This window comes from Haladaptatus cibarius D43, from assembly GCF_000710615.1.
Classification (GTDB): Archaea; Halobacteriota; Halobacteria; order Halobacteriales; family Haladaptataceae; genus Haladaptatus; species Haladaptatus cibarius.
On the sequence record NZ_JDTH01000010.1, the window covers coordinates 85,206 to 104,251 of the forward strand.

A 19,046-nucleotide genomic window follows, 5' to 3' on the forward strand; every position below is an offset into this window, starting at 1 on the left:
TGGAAAATTGACCGGCACTTCATGTACATCGAGTTGACTGAGCATTGCTATCGTAATTTCATCCACCAAGGGTGCAATTCCTTTATGGGCGAGAGACATCTAGCTACGTTTAGAGAGTTGTTCCGAATCGCCTCGAGAGATACCGGTAATCGTTGGAAGTTGCCAATCTCGGTAAATCGCAGTCACCCGAATCGAGAGAACAGTCGCAGTGCAAATCAGTGCGCTGAAACTGCTGAGTGGTTCGGTTACAGAAACGATCCAATATACCGCTCCTCCGATAAGCGCGCATGTTGCATAGATATCTTCAACAAGAACAAACGGAGTTTGGTCGAGAAGAATATCTGCGAGTACACCTCCCCCAACGGCATTCACAAGTGCGAGTCCTGCGACACCGAACACAGAAAGTCCGGTTTCAGTCGCTACAATCGCACCCGTCGTAGCAAACGCAGCGAGACCGAGCGCATCAGCAAGCAGAACGATTGGATGGCGATCAGCTTTGTTAACGAAATTAGCAGCATAAATTGCGAGTCCAACACCTAACAAGGAGACGGTAACGTCTCCTGCAGACTGAAGTGAAATTGGAACCCGGTTCACAAGGACGTCACGAGTTGTCCCACCACCTAACGCGGTCATTATTCCAACGACTGCAACACCGAACGGGTCGAATCCCTTTCGAATGGCCTTCATCCCACCAACAAAGGCAAATGCGATCAATCCAAGAATATTCACGACAACGAATGGATCAACCGGTATCATACTATAGTAGTCTCCTGCTCTCTTTTTTCGTCTGCTAATCTGTATTTCCGTCTACGAGCGTCCCCAAGGACATAGACTTGTTCGACGACACCAAGTGAACGAAGACCTTGGGTCGCATATCGAACTGTGCGCTCACTTAATAACGTCTTTTCTGCTAACTCCGTCGTATCTGCTTCTTCCTCCTGAATAATGGTCAGATAAACTAGCTTCTCGCTGGGTGAGCAATCAATAACTAGTTCTTTTTTCGGCCATTCCATCTCTATACTCCTCTATCCTTAATAACTATTCTTTCTAACATTGGGTTATTAATTTCAATTAGAATATTATTCTGAATGGATCGAACCAGTCGATAGAAGACTGTTCCATAGAGAAGCGATGACTTCCAATTACCAGCGCTGACGCCAGTGAGCCCTGTCAAGAGACTATCGCACGTGGATATGCCATCTAATACGATATTCGTCACATCGCCACTTTGTACGCATTGTTCTCCACAATCAATAGGTTTGGTCTTTCTAGTAGTTTGCTTACTCTTACGACTGTGTACTCCCTTTGGTTTCGATAGTTTGATTGTAGGTTCTGTTCTTTTCCTGTTTCTGTCTGACCCGACGGTATCGACTATGGAAGTTACCGTGGAAATATCGATGCTTTGTACTCTTCTCATTTGTGTGTGGCCTGTTATCAGAGGTGAGTATCTTCGGGCATTTATATCTTAATGTAGCGATTATGGCCATATTTTGAATTTTACTCCAAAATATTGCGAGAGGTGGCGATATAGAGCTGACGAATGTGACGCTCTTTGATTGCGAATGATTGCAACGCATCTCAGCTGATAAAATAAATGCAATAATTATTGGTTTTAAATCTCAGTCACGCGCTCATACTGTTCACTGAGGGCCGCGGCGTCCTCCGGTAATAGAGCAGCGACAAGAAACCCAGCATACTCGCTGAAATATTCGACAAGTACCGCAATCCGGTCTGAATCGATCGCTTCGAGCGAGTCTAACAAAATAAATGGAACAAAGTCATACACATTGTGCACAAGGTAGCCAGACAATGCAAAAATGAGGCCCGTGACTTCTCGTTCACTCTCGCTGAGATGATCAATTGTATCCTCGTAGGTGGTTCCCGAATCAGTACTTCGGATCACATGTAGATTGAATACGCTTTTCGTGACTTTCCGCCGTCCTTCACGAACGTCCTGTTCAGTACGATCGATCCAGATGCGATCTAGGTTGTCGTAATCGAAGATGTTGAAGACTGTCTCCATATGTTCGTTAAATTGCTCGACCGCATTTGCTTCGATTTGATCGATACGCGTCCGGAGGTTCGCAAGTTCTTCTTGAATCGCTTTTCGTCGCGCTTCGAGTTGCTCCTGTTCGGCAACTTGTGACTCGATGGACGCGATTTCTTCTTCTACGCTTCCCAGGTTTGATTCTACTTGCCCAAGCTCAAACTCTATTTTGTTTGCTTCTTTGTGGAGATCCAATACGTCGCTATACTCCTCCTGTTCGAGAGCTTCGACCTCGTCTTCGAGATCTTCGATTTTATCTGTGAGGCCTCCTCGGGTTTCTCGAAGGTCTTTGATTCGATTTTTTCGTTCTCTGTATGAAGTAGATAGGAAGTTACGAATCACAGACGAGTAAGTTAAGATTGGTTACTCAGAGACAGATGCCGCCTCGGGTCGTTGGTTGGTGAACACACTGACAACAACAATTATTACTACTGCAATCGGTGCTGAAACGATAACAGCGTTCAATTCAAATGGTTGTCCAAGAACGGTGTCCCAAAGGATTGTAATGACAAACCCCACGATCATACCAGATACCCCGCCTATCTTCGTCAGCCGATCTCGTATAAGAAAGATTGCAAATAATGCTGGTGTAATCGTTGCACCATACGCTGTATAGGCGAGAATTTGAATGGAAAGGATTGTCGGGAAATATTGGCCGAGTATAAACGCAAAAAGACCAAGCACTACGATGATAACGCGAGTAAGCCAAAACACTCGCTTGTCTGATGCCTCCGGATTGATAAATCCTCGATAGAGATCTTGAGATATGTTTGTACTCGCGGAGAGCAGATAGGAGTTTCCAGTTGTAATGATAAATGCAGATGCAGCAGCCAAAAGAATCCCGCCAACCCACCGCGGAATCACGGTCGTCATCGAGATCATTGCCATTCCTGGATCAATATTTGGAAACCGTACTCGAGCAGCAAACGCGATTATTGGGATTATGATACCACCAGCAGCAACGCCGATAAACCAGCCAACCATTCCTCGATTCGTTCCCTTATCCGTACGCCCGGCGACGATCCGCTGATACATATTCTGATCAGCAAGAATTAACAGAAGCACCGGCGCCCAATAGCCGAGAAATTGTATTCCAGTCAACGTTCCAAACGGCTGCAGTGCCGATTGTGGAACTTGAGTTGTTACCGAATTCCATCCACCAACACTCGAAAGGATGAAGGGCAAACCAATGAGGAGGCCAATTAACATTAAGAATGCACTGATAGCGTCCGTGTATGCAACAGACATCAATCCACCAAGCATTGCGAGTCCGATGATCATAACGGCAGCAATGAGCGTCCCAGTCTCGACGGAAATTCCGGTGGTGACGTTTAGTACAAAGCCGAGTCCGATGAACTGGTACGAGACGATACCCACGTACGCGACTGCAATAACGACTAATCCGATAGCTTTGGCTTCTTTGCCGATTCCCTCCTCCAATATCTCCGGGATTGTGTATTTGTTATAACCTCGAATCCACGGTGCTAACATTCGGAGAGCCCCGACGCCGATGAGCGCAGCGGTTCCAAGCAAGAATGCCGGCCAAATCCCAAACTGATATGCGACCGAATTCCCGCCACCTGTGATACTCCCCGAACCCATCCATGTCGCGAGTAGCGTTCCAGCAACGATTACTGAACCTAAGCTTCTACCGGCAAGAAGGAAATCCTCCGCTGTTTCCGCTTTGTTATAGGCCCAAATCCCGATTCCAATCATTACGATCAAATAGCCTGCGACAGGATACAACAGTACGATATCTGACTGTACGGCCATCGATTATCCCTCCTCGACCATTTCTTGCTGTATACATTGGATATACATGTTATAGTTTATCGCAGTTGTTTTTTCCATGGTTAACCCTATCACGGGGTTAGAAATAAATTTACGGTGTACCGTGTTTTGTCTCTCTTATGGATCGACTACGCATCCCAAATGAAGAGTATCGAGAACGAGCGAAGACCCTGTTTTCACGTGCTCACGAAGACGGGTATGACGGCGTAGTGCTGTTTGGTGCGCTAAATGTATACTATGTAACTGGTATGTATCATCTTCCGACCGAGCGTCCGTGCGCCGTTGGATTGACCGATGAGCGTATCGATATCGTCGTTCCACGACTAGAACGGGAACACGCCGAGCGTTCGGACTTCAACATCGATGATGTCCACGTCTACTTCGATTTTCCACAGGGTAATCCAATGACACTGGTCGCTGAGATGTGCGAAAATCTTGGTATTGCAGAGAGTTCAGTTGCTGTTGATAGCGATGGCAGTCCACGTCGAAATGGCTATACCGGGCCATCACTTTCCAGTCTTATTCCCGGTACTGTTGGTGTTGAGGACTACGTGACGACGATGCGTGAACGGAAAAGTGAGGCTGAAATCGATCTTATTCGTGAGGCGAGTACGTGGGCACACCTTGGACATCGACTACTCCAAGAAAAACTAGCGGTAGGGAGACGACCTATTTCGATTAGTGCCGAGGTCGAAGTTGAAGGAACCGATGCAATACTTGATACTCTTGGTGAACGATATGAGATGACGAGTTGGTCGCGTCCAATGCAATGTAACTTCACGACTGGCTCAGTTACTTCGCTACCTCACAGCGTTGACCAGACGACACGTATTCGAGAGGGAGACAACATCGTTACAATCGTTAAGCCCACCATCGGTGGGTATACGACTGAACTTGAGCGGACTTTGATTGTTGGTGAGCCATCGGACGAGCAGCGAGATTACTTTGAGATAATGTGTGAGTCACAAAAAGTCGCGATCGACACAATTGAACCTGGTATCGAATACGCGGCCGTCGAAGAAGCAGTTATGAGCTATTATAAAGAACAGGGTGTGCATGAATACGTGCAACACCATATCGGACACAATATCGGAATGGAAGGACACGAGCGTCCATTTCTCGATCGAGGATATGACGGCACGATATCACCGGGAGAACTGTATACCGTTGAACCAGGGTTCTATGTTCCTGAAGTCGGCGGATTTCGCCATTCTGATACGATACTCGTCACTGAGACAGGAACGGACACTCTGACATACTATCCTCGAGATATCGACCAACTCATAGTTTAACTAGCGGCTCTCATTGGAGAAAGCAGTGAGTGCGAACGCGGACGGATCATTTTCCGCTGGTTCGGGAAACACGAGAAATATTCATATTGATTTCTAAATGATATTTTTCTGTTGATAGATAGAGAGATGGATAACTACTTTATCAGTATAACCAAAGGACTCAACGATGGTGTCACATAAAGCGTACGAGCGCGCTGAGAAATTTCTCCCAAAGAACATTGAACCACTTATCTTGAACGACGATATCGACATTCACTGGATCGGTGACAGCGATCGATTCTGGTATCGTCGAGAGTGCCGTAACGGAAAAGAATTCGTTCGAATCAATCCGGACAAGGACACCCGCACACCGGCATTTGATCACGAGCAACTTGCGGAAGCGATTGCAAGAGAGACAGAGGTTCTCTACGATCAATGGAGTCTCCCGTTTGATGAGTTTGAATACACCGATGACGAGTCGGCTATCCTATTTTCTGTACAAGAAACACAATATAAGTGTGACCTCTCGACCTATACTTGCGAAACAGTACCGCAAAAGGAAGAACATCCCGGTGAGTCACCTGATGGACGTTGGGTCGCATTCGTTGAGAATCATAATCTGTACGTGCGCGATACGGTGAATCGAGAAGTTATCCAGTTAACAGCAGACGGTGAGGAACAGTATGGCTATGCAACGCCCTTCTCCTCGCCGGTGGATATGGTTGAACAAAGTACGCAAGATATTGACCACTCGATCGAAGTAAAGTGGTCACCCGATTCAAATCGTTTAGTGACATATCGATTAGATCAACGCTCAGCTAGACGGTTCGCGCTTGTCCAATCATCACCTGATGACCAAATGCGTCCAAGACACTACACATACACGTATCCACTTCCTGGTGAAAATGGATTACCTCTCGCAGAGCCAGTCGTTTTTGATGTCAAACGGCGTTCTAGAGTCGAATTGAACGTCGATCCAATTCCTGTTCTGTACTTTGGCGGTGAACCACTGTTTGACTGGTATGGGGATGGCGAACGCTTGCACTACGTTCGTCGGTCTCGTGGTTTCGGGTCGGCGAAGTTCTTTAAAGTTGATGCGACCACTGGGTCGTCTCGAATGCTAATCGAAGAGGAATCGGACACCTTAGTTGACCCACGGATGTCTCATGCACGGATAGTCAACGATGGAGAGGAAATACTCTGGACATCAGAACAAAGCGGATGGCACCATATCTACCTCATCGACGGCAAAACGGGTGATGAGAAGCGCCAGATTACGGATGGTGAGTGGGTCGTGCGTGACATCAAGCACGTCGACGAGACCAACAGACAAATTTACTTTACTGCCAGTGGTCGGGAAGCGAATCGTGATCCATATCTTCGTCATCTCTATCGGGTCAACTTCGACGGATCAAATTTTACACTCCTTACGCCCGAGTTGGCTGACCATACCGTCACGATTTCACCGTCGGGAGATTTTGTCATCGATACCCACTCTCGAGTTGACACACCGCCCAGTACGGTGCTTCGACGAAGTGCGAGTGGAGATATAATACGAGAGTTAGAGAAAGCAGAGGTTGGACAGTTGCGCAGCACTGGTTGGATGCCCCCAGAATCCTTTGAAGTCGCTGCAGCAGACGGTGAAACCGATATCTATGGAGTTATGTGGCGCCCTTCGGACTTTGATCCTACAAAACAGTATCCTGTAATTGAACACATATACACGGGACCACACAACTATTTCGTGCCGAAGGGATTCGACGCATATCGATCCAACGCACAATCGATCGCTGAACTCGGATTCGTCGTTGTTATGGTTGACGGTCGTGGAACTGGACGGCGTTCAAAGGCGTTCCGAGACTGTTCTTACAAGAACCTGAGCCGAGATGGAATTGAGGATCACAAAGCGACTCTTCGCCAGTTAGCAGCAGAGCACTCGTACATGGATCTCTCACGAGTAGGGATATACGGCCACTCTGCCGGCGGATATGATTCAGCTCGCGCACTCCTCCAGCATCCGAATTTTTACGATGTTGCGGTCTCGTCAAGCGGAAATCACGACCATCGCCTGGACAAAGCTTCGTGGAACGAAATGTGGATGGATTACCCAGTAGACGACCAGTATCGCGAACAATCGAATGTCACAATTGCTGATCAATTGGAAGGTGAACTATTGCTAATACATGGTGAATTGGATCAAAATGTCCATCCGGCTGCTACGCTCAGGTTCGCAAATGCCCTTATGGAAGCCAACAAGGACTTCGATATGCTCATCATTCCCAATCAGCACCATGGTCTCGACGACCACCCATATTTCATCCGCGCTCGATGGGATTACTTCGTCAAACACCTCTACAACACCGATCCGCCGAAGGAGTTCGATATTAGTACCTATCGGTAAATCCCGTACCGCTACAATCCAATCACGGTTGTCCACCAGATATTCTTATGCAACCGATGAATTTTGAATATCGGTTCTTGATGGAGACGATTTCGGCGCGCTATCAAGATCTGTGCAGGTAGTAAACGTCGAGGTACAATTGACAATCAAATCCGAAAGCAAACAGTGAGGACAGAAACCACGACACAAATTGATTCAGCTGTTGAAGTGTACAAACTGAGAGACAAATTTCGTTCAAGGCGGATTCTCTGAGGAGTTCATTGACGTCGTGGAAGTCGGTCATTCTGGTAATGATGTCGCGTTAGCAGCGTTTTTGAGCTTGGACTAACCGATTGATGAGTAGTGGCACTCTCACCTTACTCCCGGCATGCTGTTTTCCAAACTATTGCGGCGAAATCATACTACAACTGGCCTGTTTATGACGCAACCCAGCTATATGACTGCAGTTCACTCGATGCGCTTGAAGAAGATATTCGGACTGTTGCAACGGTGTGGTTCGCTCATGAAGATCACGACTCTGTTGATGATTTCATAGTTGACCTTCCGCTGGAGTATGTCGATTTCGAAACACACGACCGTTATCATGGCTCAACTACGTACAAAATGACGACGTTGGTGCGTGCATTTCTCCTGAAGGAGGTGTACGGATGGGAGCATGAAACGGCACTTATCGAGTATCTAAAGCAGAACCCATCCATTCGGCAGCGACTTGGGTTTTCGGTTGTGCTGGATCAGTCGACGCTCTGGCGAACATGGCATCAACGGTTTCCGACCGATTTGCAGGAGACAATTCTCGAGGGTGCCCGAATCATCTGATAGGCATGTCCTCTCCTCGTGACCGGTCTTCCTCGCTTAGTCCACTCGCCCGCGACACCCGTGACGCACTCGACTCCGCTATTTCCTCGGATGTGGGTTTCAGCTACGAATACGCATATTCGCTACTTGCGGAGGAAGAAAATCTTGACAAGCAGACGGCCGGCGACATCATCGACCAGCTCTTGTCACGTGGCCATCTCTACGAAGTCGACGGTGAACTCCGTCTCACGGATCATTAGAAGCACTTTCCTCATCTGGAATGATTCACTGCATTCCAGAACCGCTACTTGTCGGGACGGGGTGCATTCTCGTACTTGAGCATCTTGTCGAGTTTGTCGCTGATCGTCTCGTAGATTCGTTGGAGCGTCTCCTCGGTAGACGGTGATATTTCTGACTGAGTGAGAGTATATTAGAATATAAGTATACATTATTATTTTTAATTCGTTAATTATAAATAGTGAATAGTATGTGTTGAAAATATGGGTCGTAAAGAAACTCATAAAGAAGTGGAAAGCAGCGTGAGTAGACGGACTGTACTTACATCAGCAGGTGCCCTAGCCGGCACAGGAATGGTTGGGACTAACATGGTTAGTGCCAAGCCGAAAGGTAAACGTGAATTTGTGGGTGTTTCCTACGAAGCGGTTTCTGAAACATCACAAGGTACGGCTTCCGCACGCCTGAAAACACATACTGATGGAACTCTCAGTGGAGAACTCCAATTTGCTGGATTCACCGTGCCGATTGGTAAGAAAGAATCTCTTAAACCAGACCTAGAGAGGAACGGGGTTCGGAAATATAAAATCGTATCTAGAGATAATAAACATAAAAAAGACGACCTACCTCTCATCATCAGGTTTGAAGTTGAAAATAATGAGCTGGTAGCTGGGTTTGCAACGAGACCGCGTTCCGATTATGAAAATCTCGGATTTGCCTTAGCAGCTATAGATCGACCTCGAAAAAATTCGCTAAGCACAGATGGAATTGAACGAACAATTGAAAGTGGGTTACTACCGGATCAAAATAATAATGTTACTGTTAACGAAACCGGACTCCCTCGAAAAAGTGACTCATCTGGCGACATGACTCTCACAGATCCAAGTAGCTTGTCTAATGAATCATCCAGCGACGTCAGCATACAAGGATCGACAACAACTGGACTCCTTTCTGAATGGACTAGATCTGGAAAGAAAAAATGGACGCCTGCAGACCATTGTTCTGATCAACGTACTATGGCTTCTAGTTGGGATTATAACCTTGCATTTATGGGATCAAATACGTATCAGCATGAAGCTGATGAGATCGAAACTAACGACCTCTCAGTTTGGTACTGTCATAGTCACTTTGAAGAAAAACCAGAAAGTATACTGGCCAGGTATGACGGAGTAAATACTGAGCCGTATCCGACTAATGTAGAGTACCAAGTCTATCTTGGCAGTGGAGAAAATCGGAATAATATTGATTTCAGGAGTCCAGGCCCTACTGACGACCCCAATGATGGTGGAAAAGATAATGGCTTAGGAGGACTTGTACTGGACTTCGCTGCCGCTGCGAGCGGGCCATACGGGGCAGCAGGCAAAGCGGTTATTGACTATCTATTTGGAGGCTCAAATGATCCAGTAAACTACCATAAAGAGAACTACACTGATGACGACGGTGATCCTGTGACCAAAATGGTTTGGGATATTGATCACGTTGGGTTTAGCCGAAGCAAGATTCCAGGAAGCCCAAACCAAGGTCCAGGTGTCCAGTTTTCGGTTTATAATAGTCACTCTGCAGGTAGGACGGGTTATGTTCAGGGTAAATCCCGATTCTCCTTTACCCATCACCGATATCCAGAGAACACCTGTCGGGGTGGGCTTAGTCATCGTTATGCAGTTACAACGTCCTACACTTATGCTGGAGCAAGTTACGAATCTATACCCACACAGTAGGTTTAGGCGAATCGGTAGAGATTTTTTCCTTTAATTGCATATACGCTCTCTTCATCTGACGACAGATATTCTACATATCCCGAGTTGTGGAATGAAAAGTCGGTAACTAATTCACCTGTTTGTTGGCTTCTCATTTGGAGTATGTTCTTTTTTGAGTTTAGAGAGGCTACAAGACTGTTTAGAATAGCGGGATACACTGTGGCTGATTTTTCACGCCATAATTCTTTTCCCGTCTTTGCATTAAGACTTCGAACACCATCATCAAAGAAGTAGACTACCTGATTTGAGACACCAAGCTCGTACACGTTTTCGGTTGTCTTTGTAGTCCACTGGAGTCGTTCTTTTTCGGGGTTGACAGCGTACACACCATTCTCGTTAGCCGCACCTGGGCCCGAGGAATGTGAAGTACCGTACAAGAGTCCATTTGAGGCAGCCAAGCTAAATTCAACTGAAACAGGAATCGAAAACTCTTTCTCTACTTTTCCAGATATTATATCGGCCACTTTTATTTTAGTTTTTCCACCATCTGTGACCGGAATATAGATCTGGTCATCAACAATAGCTGTCGCTGGTATCGATCGGTCTTGATAGCCATTTTTCTTATTACTACCGAGGAATGGCAACGATGAACCGGTACTGGGGAACCGCCACAATGTCTCGCCGCTAGCTGCGTCTAGAGCTTGGACTAAATTCGTTTTCGACCCCTGTTGAGTAACGATTGCGATACCGGACGAATGGAGGCGGACTAAAGCATTTGCTGTAATCTTTGTTTGCCATTTTGGTGCTCCGCTTTGTCGGTTAAGAGCATAGATAACACTCTTTGATTGGCTATCTTGTCCAAACTGGACGTTCACATAGACCGTTTTCGTATCTATTGTTGGAGCACCGATGCTCACATTTTTATTTTCCTTATCCCTTGGGTTGAATGTCCAACTCTTTTTACCAGTATCGGCATCAAGTTCACATAACACTTCGCTAGACTGCTCTTGGAAAGTGACGTATAGCTTTCCACTGTCCGATGCGATTGCGGACGATGAAATATTTTTCATACTCCATTGTTCATTCAATGTAAAAATTGAGGGCGCACTCTTAGCTGGAGAATAGTTTGTATTCGCTGGATCATGATAAGGATGTGTCCAGTTTTGGCCAGTTAATTCTATTTTTTGGGTTGGTTTCTTATTCTTAGACTGAGAAGCGCATCCGGCGAGTAATACAGACCCGCCCAGTTGTAGCAGATGACGACGTTTCATACTTTCACTCCTTTGATTCTAAAAGCCACATACGGATATAATTATGCCCATTCAGGCACTGTCTAGTTTAAGTCTACTTGTGTGTGCCGGGAAAGGAGCCGCCGATCAATTTTACTCTTGAGTATGGTGTTCCAAATCAAAGCCGAATCCAAGAAAAATACACAGAAAGAGCCATCATCAAGGTCGAGTACAAGACGAACCAATGGTACAACGTGGCCGCCGATTGACCGACGCATTCGTCGCTGCTCTTGAACTCTGTAAAAACCTCCGTGAAGGAACGGATTTTTGTACTGCACTTACCGATCTCACGTATCAGATTGAAACACTTGAGGACGGCTATCCAAAGTGGCATCCTTCACCATATTCGTTTCATGGAATGCTCGAACTCTTTGTTTATCTGGAAGTCACTGGAGACAGCTATCGGTCTTTCACACATCACCCGGAACTCGCCAACGTGTTTGGTCTCAAGTAAATCCCGGACGAGTCAGTTCTCTCACGACATGGCGCAACCGGTTCGACGACGATGTTCGAGGGTATATTACAGCCAGCGCGCACCTCTTAGTCAGGGAAGTCCACAACGAGGACCTCGCTGTTCCAGAAGTCCAGCCACTGGAGGAAGTCAGAAGATCGCCCGAGAGTGGTTCTGAAGCGACTAGCGAGTTCTCTGACGAAGAGATTTACCGAACCACGCGCCTCGCTCGTAAGCATGGATTCGGCCCGTTCGACTCTGGGAGAGCCCAGAACGCGACGTACGCTGATACGCGATTCTTCGAGCTTCAGACGTTCATCGGGATGGTCGGTTGTGGTACACCGCAGGGCGCAGCACGGTTCAAATTCCGTCGAGGAAAAGAATGGTCCCCACGGAGACACGCACCTCCGCGCAGTCAAACAATTTGACTTGGGGAGATTACTTGAAGGATTTCAGCAGGCGACAGAACGACTCCTCTCGGTGATTCAATCGGAGTCCTCGTTTCGCCGTCCAGTCACCGTAGCGATTGACATCACGACTATTCGCTACTTCGGTAACGTGGAGGGGGATGCCGATGGTCAGTGGGATGAAAGACGGCGATGGGCGGGCGTTCAAATTCGCCACACTCTCAATTGTCGGATGGAATATCCCCCTTATCCTCGCTGTCGAACCTGTCCGTGAAAGTTCGTCGTGGGACGAGAACCCACCGAATCAGGTTCATCATGTAGTCCGACGACTCGTTCGACGCGCACAGGAACATGTCTCCATCGAGATGGTGCTGTGTGATCGAGAGTTTGACTCGAAAGCGGTGTACCAGACGCTCTCGAACCTCGACGTGAACTATCTCATCCCGAAACGCATCCACAGTGACGAGCGGGAAGCTATCGAGACGATGGACGAAAATGGGCAGGAGATAGCCGTTGAATCGGTGTCTGTCCACGTTGAGCAGGGCTCGCACGCGATGCAGTTTCTGTACATTCCCTCGACGAAGGGAGAAGGAACAGCGGTCTTTGCGACGAACCTCTCAGTCGGGACTAAGACGTTCTGCCGTCGCTACAGCCGTCGCTGGCAGATCGAAAATGAGTACAAGAGTATCAAGAACGAGTTCTTAGCGAAGACCTCCTCCAAGGATTACCACGTGCGACTGTTCTACTTCGTGTTTGCGGTGCTACTGCACAACATCTGGCGGCTCACTGACTTCCTATTGAAGGCGGGTGTCGGCGGAGAGATGGACTACGCCCCGGTTCTGACTGCTGGTGAGTGTGTCGAGTTGGTTTGCTCGGCACTAATCCCGCCTGATTAGCGCTCTACGCCAGCACGGACTGCCTGTTGTGAGTGGCGACACTCTGCGAGAGGTCAAATTTTGGGCTACTTTCGCATATTCGATGACTTTTCTCTGAAAAGTTAGTTAATGTGTCATCAATGTGGCCTGTTCGAGCCACGGAAAGCCCCAGAAACACGCGAAAATAGCTTATCCTCCGAAACTGTGAACTTCACGGGCCGTCATTTTGTATAGCGACATGGGATTTACAAATGTGTATTTAACTGTTTTAGACTGTTTCACGGTGGAAATCGGGCGTTCTGCTGTTTTCTTTTCTACTGCTGCTTAAATCCATAAGCAGAAGTGGATTGCGGCGGGTCGCCGCCCTCGGCCACGCGCGAAACCTGTGTTCGAACAAATCATCTGTTCCCGTCAGCTCGACAGCCACAAGCGACTATATTCGCACTTCTTCGGCTAATGCCTGTCCAGTGCCGCGAGCGTGCGATTTCTTTTGCCGAATATCGCACTCACCTCCCTAGTAATCGTCCTGCCCCCAGTTTCCGCGGTGATACGGCGGGTAGGTGTAGCCCCTGAGGGCGTTCTCGGAGTAGAGTTTGAGCATCCGCGCGGTAGCCTCGTGGCTGGCTCTTTTATAATTTATTTAATTCTATTATAAAATATCGCCATTTCCTATCGCCTCGATGTCTGTGGCAGGTCATCATTCCTTTCGGCAACCAATGCGTCAAGAAGCCCAAGGTCGAGATACTCGTATAGTAGTGTCTAGGTAGTGATTTCGACTTGCTATTGTCCGAATGCGTAGAGACCATCGACTGCCTGAACCAGAATCCCATCATCAATTATTGTTGGTGGTGAGCGAGTGCCGCTCGCTAGTACGTCGCCCTCAATGACAACATCTGGGAATTCATACGACCAATGTTTCTCCCCAGTTGAGCGATTTAGCGCAAACAATTGGGAGTCGGCGTCAACATACACTGTTTCAGCATCCACACTTGGTATCATCGCTGTACCAATGTTCGCACGCCAAATTTGTTGTCCGTCTACAAGATCGGTAGCGGAAATCCCGCCATTATCTGATATAAAGGCGACATTATCACTAACTGCAATTCCATTACACGATTCGATCTGCTGTGACCATACTTTTTGCCCGTTACTAGCATGGAGGCACGTGATTGAATCTTGATTTCCATACAGCACAAACTGACCTGCAGCTACGGGATATGTATCGATAGAAGAACTTTGCGTGTATTTCCACTTCATATCTCCGTTTTTGGGTTCAACTGCAATTAAATTACCACTATCTATGTAATATAACGCCTGTCCACGTTGAAGTGCGACTTCCTTCGTTTCTGAAACAGTGTTTTTCCAGTACGTCTTTCCTGTATTTGCATCGATTGCTTTTACGACACCTTTCGTATCGTCAAATCCTAACGGTTCGGCTGAGATGTATATGACTGAATGATCAATAGCTGGCGCATATATATTTCTCACTGACAAATCAAATTTCCAGTTTTCTGTCCAGTCCCTCGTATTAACGGAAACGAGACTACTGGATGAAGAATACAGAACATTGTTGTTCGACAGTGCTGTCCAAGTACCATTTGAAATTCTGTATTTGTGTGCTATTTCGCCGGTTTGAATTTTTCTTGTGAGTAAAAATAACTGTCCCTCGTGTCGTTCGATGGTGTAGATTCGATTACCATTGATAATTGGCTCGCCTCCTTTTGCTCGTTTCCAGTATACTGAACCATCGCTTGAAACGCCGTTAACATCATCACTGTGTCCTGTCTTTGTTGCATCAAATTGGAATTGTGGCCAGTGGCCGGTCGTTTTGAGATGCTTGTTAAACTCTGATTTTGGCGTGTTCGAGACTTCCGTTGTTCGTTGAGTTTCGTTCTGTTCCGATGGTTTAGTTGTTCTAACCGTTGATGTGGCGGTTGGTGGTTGCTGGCTCGTTGATGTATCTGGCGAATCGCTTGACGAGTTTGTACATCCGGCCACAAATAGAGAACTTCCAAGAACAGCAAGTATTTTACGTCTGTTTTTACTGACCATATTGCTGTAATATAGCGCTCTGTTTTATATGTTTTCTGCAAAGAATAGGGGAAGAGACTATTTACAAGAGAAGTAGGTATCTACCTTTACCGTGCTATCGGGGTATGCAGAAACCGTCACATATTGATCATTCATAACACTGCCATTCACCATTCTAACTTCTGAACTATCAGTAGACCCACCAGGGATTGACGCTTCAATTCTATAGATGCCTTCTGTATTGAAAGCATCAAATTTTCCCTTGAATTTTACTTCTTCGAGTGGTGGATTCTCAGGCGAGTTAAGACCCTTAAGCGGATATGTTGATGTTAATACGGGGGATTCTGAACCCGTATTATATATTCTCACTATAATGTTCTTGACTGACTCTGTGTTGTTTGTAACCGAGATATCGAACGGTACAGGATGTCCACGGTACGTATCTGGCTCGTCACTTTCTCCACTGACTGATAGAGGAACAATTGCGAAGCTACCAGCGAGCATTCCGCTTCGAAGTATGTTTCTTCTTGTTGTCATTATTATATATTGTCCGGATCGTTATCGTTGTCGTAATCCCAGTGATTAACTGCACACTCACTCCAGCATAGTTCTATCTGAGATCGATTTCCATTTGGATCACCACATTCATTTATAGAACCATTGATACCCATTGGCGTTAAGCTATCTTTGGAACTATCATAGAATCCGACATCGTGATGCATTCCATCGCCTTCACCATCCTTTTCTCCATTAAATGATTGAAGTGAGTGACCTATCTCATGCATGACGGTACCCATGGCATCGTAGGAATCGATTGATTTGGATCTGTATCTATTATACGTTGATGGAAGATCTCCGAGGAATTTACCCGCGGAAATTCCGGCATGAAGATAATCTTTATCTCCAGATGTCTGACCGATGCCGCCACCCGGTGTACTACCATACGTTAAGAGAACCGTGCAGTTATTTGCCCGAACTCTATCAGTACTACAACTTGTCCAATCACTAAACCATTGAACTAGGTTATCGTATGATATTTCTTGATCAATACCATGACATGGATAGTTCGCTGTGAAACTATCCCGTATCGCAGATTGTGGTGCAGGAACAGTTTCTGTCGGTTCTAATATATCTACGTAGTAATCGGAACCATTTGAATACTCATTTCGAATTACTTCGAATGCTCCTTCAATGTACGTTTTTGCTCGACTCTGTGCACGGTAACCGTCTCCGTAATTATTGATACCCTCGTAGTGTACTCTATCAGATATGTACAATGCAATTTCCCATGTTACCATTTGTATTCCTCTTTACCAATATTCAATATTGGCAATTTAGTATTCAAATTTAAGAATTTATATATCTATTCATATATTCCAAGATTTAATATTTTGTATTATGTTCTAATATAGTGACAAACTGCAGTTAACTGTTTATCTTCGTTATCGGTCAGTACACCTATCGAAAACTTGGGAGAGGAAATCACCTGTTAGACAGTTGTTTCACCACACGCTGTCTTTGTTCATCTCTTCTACGACATCGGCGACTGCTGCATCTACTAAACCTATCCAAATCTCGTTGATCCGGTTGTAAAATGCTTCGATGCTAGCGATGCATGCCAGTCGTCCTCGATATCTTCGAGCTGTATAATCGCGCTTCTAATCTAATCAGTGCGAGGTTCTATCCGCCCTGTATTCCAGTTTCTGTTTGGATTTTGTGTGTTTATCAGTCAGAGTGCCGCAGGCATTTCGTCTCGATAGCGCTCTACGAGGGCACCCGGTAACCCGTCCAGCGCTGCGAGCGTGTAATTCTCTGTGCCGAACATCGCTTCGAGATTCGAGCGTTGAATGTTCCCGAAGCCAACACCGACCACGCCATGGCCGACTGTCCGTACCTCCTCGACCGCCGTCGTCGCGTCCATGAGCTTCACGGGCCGCCGTCGGTCACCATAAACAGTACCGACTCCTCGGTCGGAACTTGTTCCAGTTCCGCGGCTGTCTCGCGGACACCATCGCGGTGGGCGTCCCGCCGCCGGGCCCGCACTCGTCGAGGTCACTCCATGTCCACATCTCGTCTGATCCGGTCAGCACGGTCGTTCGTCGATGGATAGTAAGTATACAATACTAACCTTTCGAACTGATTGCACTCTATCCAATTCGCCCGAGAGAGAAAACGGTTTGTCCACAATTGCACTACTTGACCTATGCCATGTTGGCAGGCGAACTGGACTCACGTCACCAAAATCGACCCCGATAAATCTCTTCCAGACAGAGATACCTACGTCGAAGTCGCCGAGACCGGTACGGATGCGATCATTATCGGTGGCACGACGAGCGTTACCGAAGAACGTGTTCAGCCACTCCTCGACGCACTTGCCTCCACAGAGATCCCGGTGTATATCGAACCTACCTATCGGCCAACGATATTCGATCACGTCACCGTCGCTGGTTATCTTATTCCGGTCGTCCTGAACGCTGGTGACACGACATGGATAACAGGGGTGCACACGGAATGGGTGCGTTCAACAAAGATTATCGATTGGGAACACACCTTCCCCGAAGCGTACATCGTTCTGAACCCAGACTCGGCCGTCGCAACGTACAACCAAGCCAACTGCGACCTCAATGCAGCAGATGTCGCTGCTTACGCTGAAATCGCTGAACATCTCCTTGGCCAGGATACCGTCTATCTCGAATCCTCTGGTACTCTGAGTGAATCTGCCATCGTCGCGGCAGCACGGGATGCCCTGTCCTCAGCAACGCTATTCTACGGCGGTGGCATCTACGATTACGACTCAGCATACGAGATGGCGGCAGTCGCGGACACGGTTGTTGTCGGTGATCTCCTCCACGACGCTGGTGTCGAGGCAGTCGAGGCAACCGTTCGTGGAGCAAAAGATGCGCCGCATGAATCATAATCGTACCCTCTGATCTCAAGGAACGAGTGAAGTGATCGAGGGTGTGATTTTGCAGTCAGTCGCTCGGGGGTTAGTATAATATACTAATATTGGCAACCTGCTGGCGTATCAGCGTTCAACACTCCTGCTTCAATGGTAGAAAAACCGCATGAGCTAGATTTTAGACCCGAGTGAATTGGTCGGCGTTTACCGGGAAAATACTGCGACCGTAGAGTTTGATCAGATACGCGGCGAGAAACCACGAGAAGATTACCATCCAGCCACCGACATAGTTCGAAACGTCGAGGACATATAGGGCAATACCACCAGTTGTCCCGAGAACTAGTATCTGAATGAGACTCCCGACGAGAATGAGCTTGCCAATCCCAACGAGTACCGCGACGTGTCGGCAAAGCGTGTCTCGTGCGGTTTCGTTCGGTGCTTCAATCGATAATGGCGGGATTCGCATGGACTCATCCTCCATTTTCCTCGCCAGCAAGTGGATCACCAACTAACTCGTACAATGCTGTTTTCGCATGGATGTTTTCCAGGTACCCAGCAGCGGTGAGTATTCCGAGTCGGTTGTGGACGTATTGGCGCGAACGACCGATTTCGTCGACGATGTATGATTGTGTTGCCCGTCCCTCGCGGAGGAGTTCGAGAATTTCCTTATCGACGTTCGTGAGAGTGACTCTGCTGCTGGATTTGTCTGGGAGCATGTAGAACAGCCCTAGACCATGTCATAAATTGATTACGCACACACCGACTGAGCCCGGCCAGACACCGCAAACCAGTGTGTGCGTAAGGTATTTATCTAGCCCTCTAGATGTGGGAGTGAGTACAATGGATGAACAACAGCCG

15 protein-coding genes and 3 pseudogenes are annotated in these 19,046 nt (G+C 47.2%); 7 read left to right on the forward strand and 11 right to left on the reverse strand.

Features of this window, described 5'->3' with window-relative positions:
• Positions 1-99 precede the first annotated feature (99 nt).
• The 4 genes and pseudogenes from HL45_RS18100 to HL45_RS18115 all read right to left on the reverse strand — a co-directional run bounded on the left by HL45_RS18100 (position 100) and on the right by HL45_RS18115 (position 3,820).
• Positions 100-756, reverse strand: coding sequence for a trimeric intracellular cation channel family protein (locus tag HL45_RS18100; RefSeq protein ID WP_049972616.1), 657 nt, complete (start codon positions 754-756; stop codon positions 100-102).
• On the reverse strand, positions 753-1,013 hold the full coding sequence (locus HL45_RS18105; protein ID WP_049972617.1) for a helix-turn-helix domain-containing protein: 261 nt from the start codon (positions 1,011-1,013) through the stop codon (positions 753-755). Before HL45_RS18105 ends, HL45_RS18100 begins: the two co-directional genes overlap by 4 nt.
• A 599-nt stretch (positions 1,014-1,612) precedes the next feature.
• A pseudogene (locus HL45_RS18110) lies at positions 1,613-2,356 on the reverse strand (archaea-specific SMC-related protein); the annotation flags it as partial.
• A gap of 54 nt (positions 2,357-2,410) precedes the next feature.
• Complete coding sequence (locus HL45_RS18115; RefSeq protein ID WP_049972618.1) at positions 2,411-3,820, reverse strand: sodium:solute symporter family protein; 1,410 nt, start codon at positions 3,818-3,820, stop codon at positions 2,411-2,413.
• 137 nt (positions 3,821-3,957) lie between these two features.
• Between HL45_RS18115 and HL45_RS18120 the strand changes: the two genes are divergently transcribed.
• The 4 genes from HL45_RS18120 to HL45_RS18135 all read left to right on the forward strand — a co-directional run bounded on the left by HL45_RS18120 (position 3,958) and on the right by HL45_RS18135 (position 8,565).
• The gene (locus HL45_RS18120; RefSeq protein ID WP_049972619.1) at positions 3,958-5,130 is read left to right on the forward strand and encodes a M24 family metallopeptidase; all 1,173 of its coding nucleotides are present in this window, start codon (positions 3,958-3,960) and stop codon (positions 5,128-5,130) included.
• Positions 5,131-5,362: 232 nt separating this feature from the next.
• A complete protein-coding gene (locus HL45_RS18125) occupies positions 5,363-7,510 on the forward strand; it encodes a S9 family peptidase (protein ID WP_158413727.1) in 2,148 nt (715 codons plus the stop codon).
• A gap of 342 nt (positions 7,511-7,852) precedes the next feature.
• Positions 7,853-8,326, forward strand: coding sequence for a transposase (locus HL45_RS20580; RefSeq protein ID WP_144240129.1), 474 nt, complete (start codon positions 7,853-7,855; stop codon positions 8,324-8,326).
• Positions 8,327-8,331: 5 nt separating this feature from the next.
• Positions 8,332-8,565 carry a hypothetical protein gene (locus tag HL45_RS18135; protein WP_049972622.1) on the forward strand — a complete coding sequence of 78 codons (234 nt, stop codon included), beginning with the start codon at positions 8,332-8,334 and terminating at the stop codon, positions 8,563-8,565.
• A gap of 44 nt (positions 8,566-8,609) precedes the next feature.
• Here HL45_RS18135 and HL45_RS21710 read toward each other — a convergent pair.
• A pseudogene (locus HL45_RS21710) lies at positions 8,610-8,705 on the reverse strand (PadR family transcriptional regulator); the annotation flags it as partial.
• Positions 8,706-8,805: 100 nt separating this feature from the next.
• Between HL45_RS21710 and HL45_RS20585 the strand changes: the two are divergent.
• Positions 8,806-10,257: a hypothetical protein gene (locus HL45_RS20585; RefSeq protein WP_144240130.1), complete on the forward strand. Its 1,452-nt coding sequence runs from the start codon at positions 8,806-8,808 to the stop codon at positions 10,255-10,257.
• Between the two features lie 2 nt (positions 10,258-10,259).
• Here HL45_RS20585 and HL45_RS18145 read toward each other — a convergent pair whose 3' ends face one another.
• Entirely contained in the window at positions 10,260-11,507 is a 1,248-nt protein-coding gene (locus tag HL45_RS18145) for an outer membrane protein assembly factor BamB family protein (RefSeq protein ID WP_084157131.1), read from the reverse strand.
• Between the two features lie 202 nt (positions 11,508-11,709).
• Between HL45_RS18145 and HL45_RS21980 the strand changes: the two are divergent.
• A pseudogene (locus HL45_RS21980) lies at positions 11,710-13,279 on the forward strand (transposase).
• Positions 13,280-14,038: 759 nt separating this feature from the next.
• On the opposite strand, the gene HL45_RS20095 reads toward HL45_RS21980, so the two are convergent.
• The 4 genes from HL45_RS20095 to HL45_RS18160 form a co-directional block, all read right to left on the reverse strand.
• Positions 14,039-15,310 carry a PQQ-binding-like beta-propeller repeat protein gene (locus tag HL45_RS20095; protein ID WP_084157133.1) on the reverse strand — a complete coding sequence of 424 codons (1,272 nt, stop codon included), beginning with the start codon at positions 15,308-15,310 and terminating at the stop codon, positions 14,039-14,041.
• A gap of 57 nt (positions 15,311-15,367) precedes the next feature.
• On the reverse strand, positions 15,368-15,826 hold the full coding sequence (locus HL45_RS20590) for a hypothetical protein (RefSeq protein WP_144240131.1): 459 nt from the start codon (positions 15,824-15,826) through the stop codon (positions 15,368-15,370).
• A 2-nt stretch (positions 15,827-15,828) separates the two neighbouring features.
• Complete coding sequence (locus HL45_RS20595; RefSeq protein ID WP_144240132.1) at positions 15,829-16,587, reverse strand: hypothetical protein; 759 nt, start codon at positions 16,585-16,587, stop codon at positions 15,829-15,831.
• Positions 16,588-17,018: 431 nt separating this feature from the next.
• Positions 17,019-17,210 (reverse strand): hypothetical protein, encoded by a 192-nt coding sequence (locus tag HL45_RS18160; protein ID WP_049972626.1) that lies wholly within the window; start codon positions 17,208-17,210, stop codon positions 17,019-17,021.
• Positions 17,211-17,492: 282 nt separating this feature from the next.
• Here HL45_RS18160 and HL45_RS18165 point away from each other — a divergent pair, with 282 nt between their 5' ends.
• A complete protein-coding gene (locus tag HL45_RS18165; protein ID WP_049972627.1) occupies positions 17,493-18,206 on the forward strand; it encodes a phosphoglycerol geranylgeranyltransferase in 714 nt (237 codons plus the stop codon).
• A 452-nt stretch (positions 18,207-18,658) separates the two neighbouring features.
• On the opposite strand, the gene HL45_RS18175 is transcribed toward HL45_RS18165, so the two are convergent.
• Positions 18,659-18,904, reverse strand: a complete 246-nt coding sequence (locus HL45_RS18175; RefSeq protein ID WP_049972629.1) for a winged helix-turn-helix transcriptional regulator — start codon at positions 18,902-18,904, stop codon at positions 18,659-18,661.
• Positions 18,905-19,046: the final 142 nt, after the last annotated feature.

Excerpts from the sequence above, each read along its gene's own strand:
- HL45_RS18100 (WP_049972616.1), bottom strand. The coding sequence starts at position 756 with ATGATACCGGTTGATCCATTCGTTGTCGTGAATATTCTTGGATTGATC.
- HL45_RS18105 (WP_049972617.1), bottom strand. The coding sequence starts at position 1,013 with ATGGAATGGCCGAAAAAAGAACTAGTTATTGATTGCTCACCCAGCGAG.
- HL45_RS18115 (WP_049972618.1), bottom strand. The coding sequence starts at position 3,820 with ATGGCCGTACAGTCAGATATCGTACTGTTGTATCCTGTCGCAGGCTAT.
- HL45_RS18120 (WP_049972619.1), top strand. The coding sequence starts at position 3,958 with ATGGATCGACTACGCATCCCAAATGAAGAGTATCGAGAACGAGCGAAG.
- HL45_RS18135 (WP_049972622.1), top strand. The coding sequence starts at position 8,332 with ATGTCCTCTCCTCGTGACCGGTCTTCCTCGCTTAGTCCACTCGCCCGC.
- HL45_RS20585 (WP_144240130.1), top strand. The coding sequence starts at position 8,806 with ATGGGTCGTAAAGAAACTCATAAAGAAGTGGAAAGCAGCGTGAGTAGA.
- HL45_RS18145 (WP_084157131.1), bottom strand. The coding sequence starts at position 11,507 with ATGAAACGTCGTCATCTGCTACAACTGGGCGGGTCTGTATTACTCGCC.
- HL45_RS20095 (WP_084157133.1), bottom strand. The coding sequence starts at position 15,310 with ATGGTCAGTAAAAACAGACGTAAAATACTTGCTGTTCTTGGAAGTTCT.
- HL45_RS20590 (WP_144240131.1), bottom strand. The coding sequence starts at position 15,826 with ATGACAACAAGAAGAAACATACTTCGAAGCGGAATGCTCGCTGGTAGC.
- HL45_RS20595 (WP_144240132.1), bottom strand. The coding sequence starts at position 16,587 with ATGGTAACATGGGAAATTGCATTGTACATATCTGATAGAGTACACTAC.
- HL45_RS18160 (WP_049972626.1), bottom strand. The coding sequence starts at position 17,210 with ATGGACGCGACGACGGCGGTCGAGGAGGTACGGACAGTCGGCCATGGC.
- HL45_RS18165 (WP_049972627.1), top strand. The coding sequence starts at position 17,493 with ATGCCATGTTGGCAGGCGAACTGGACTCACGTCACCAAAATCGACCCC.
- HL45_RS18175 (WP_049972629.1), bottom strand. The coding sequence starts at position 18,904 with ATGCTCCCAGACAAATCCAGCAGCAGAGTCACTCTCACGAACGTCGAT.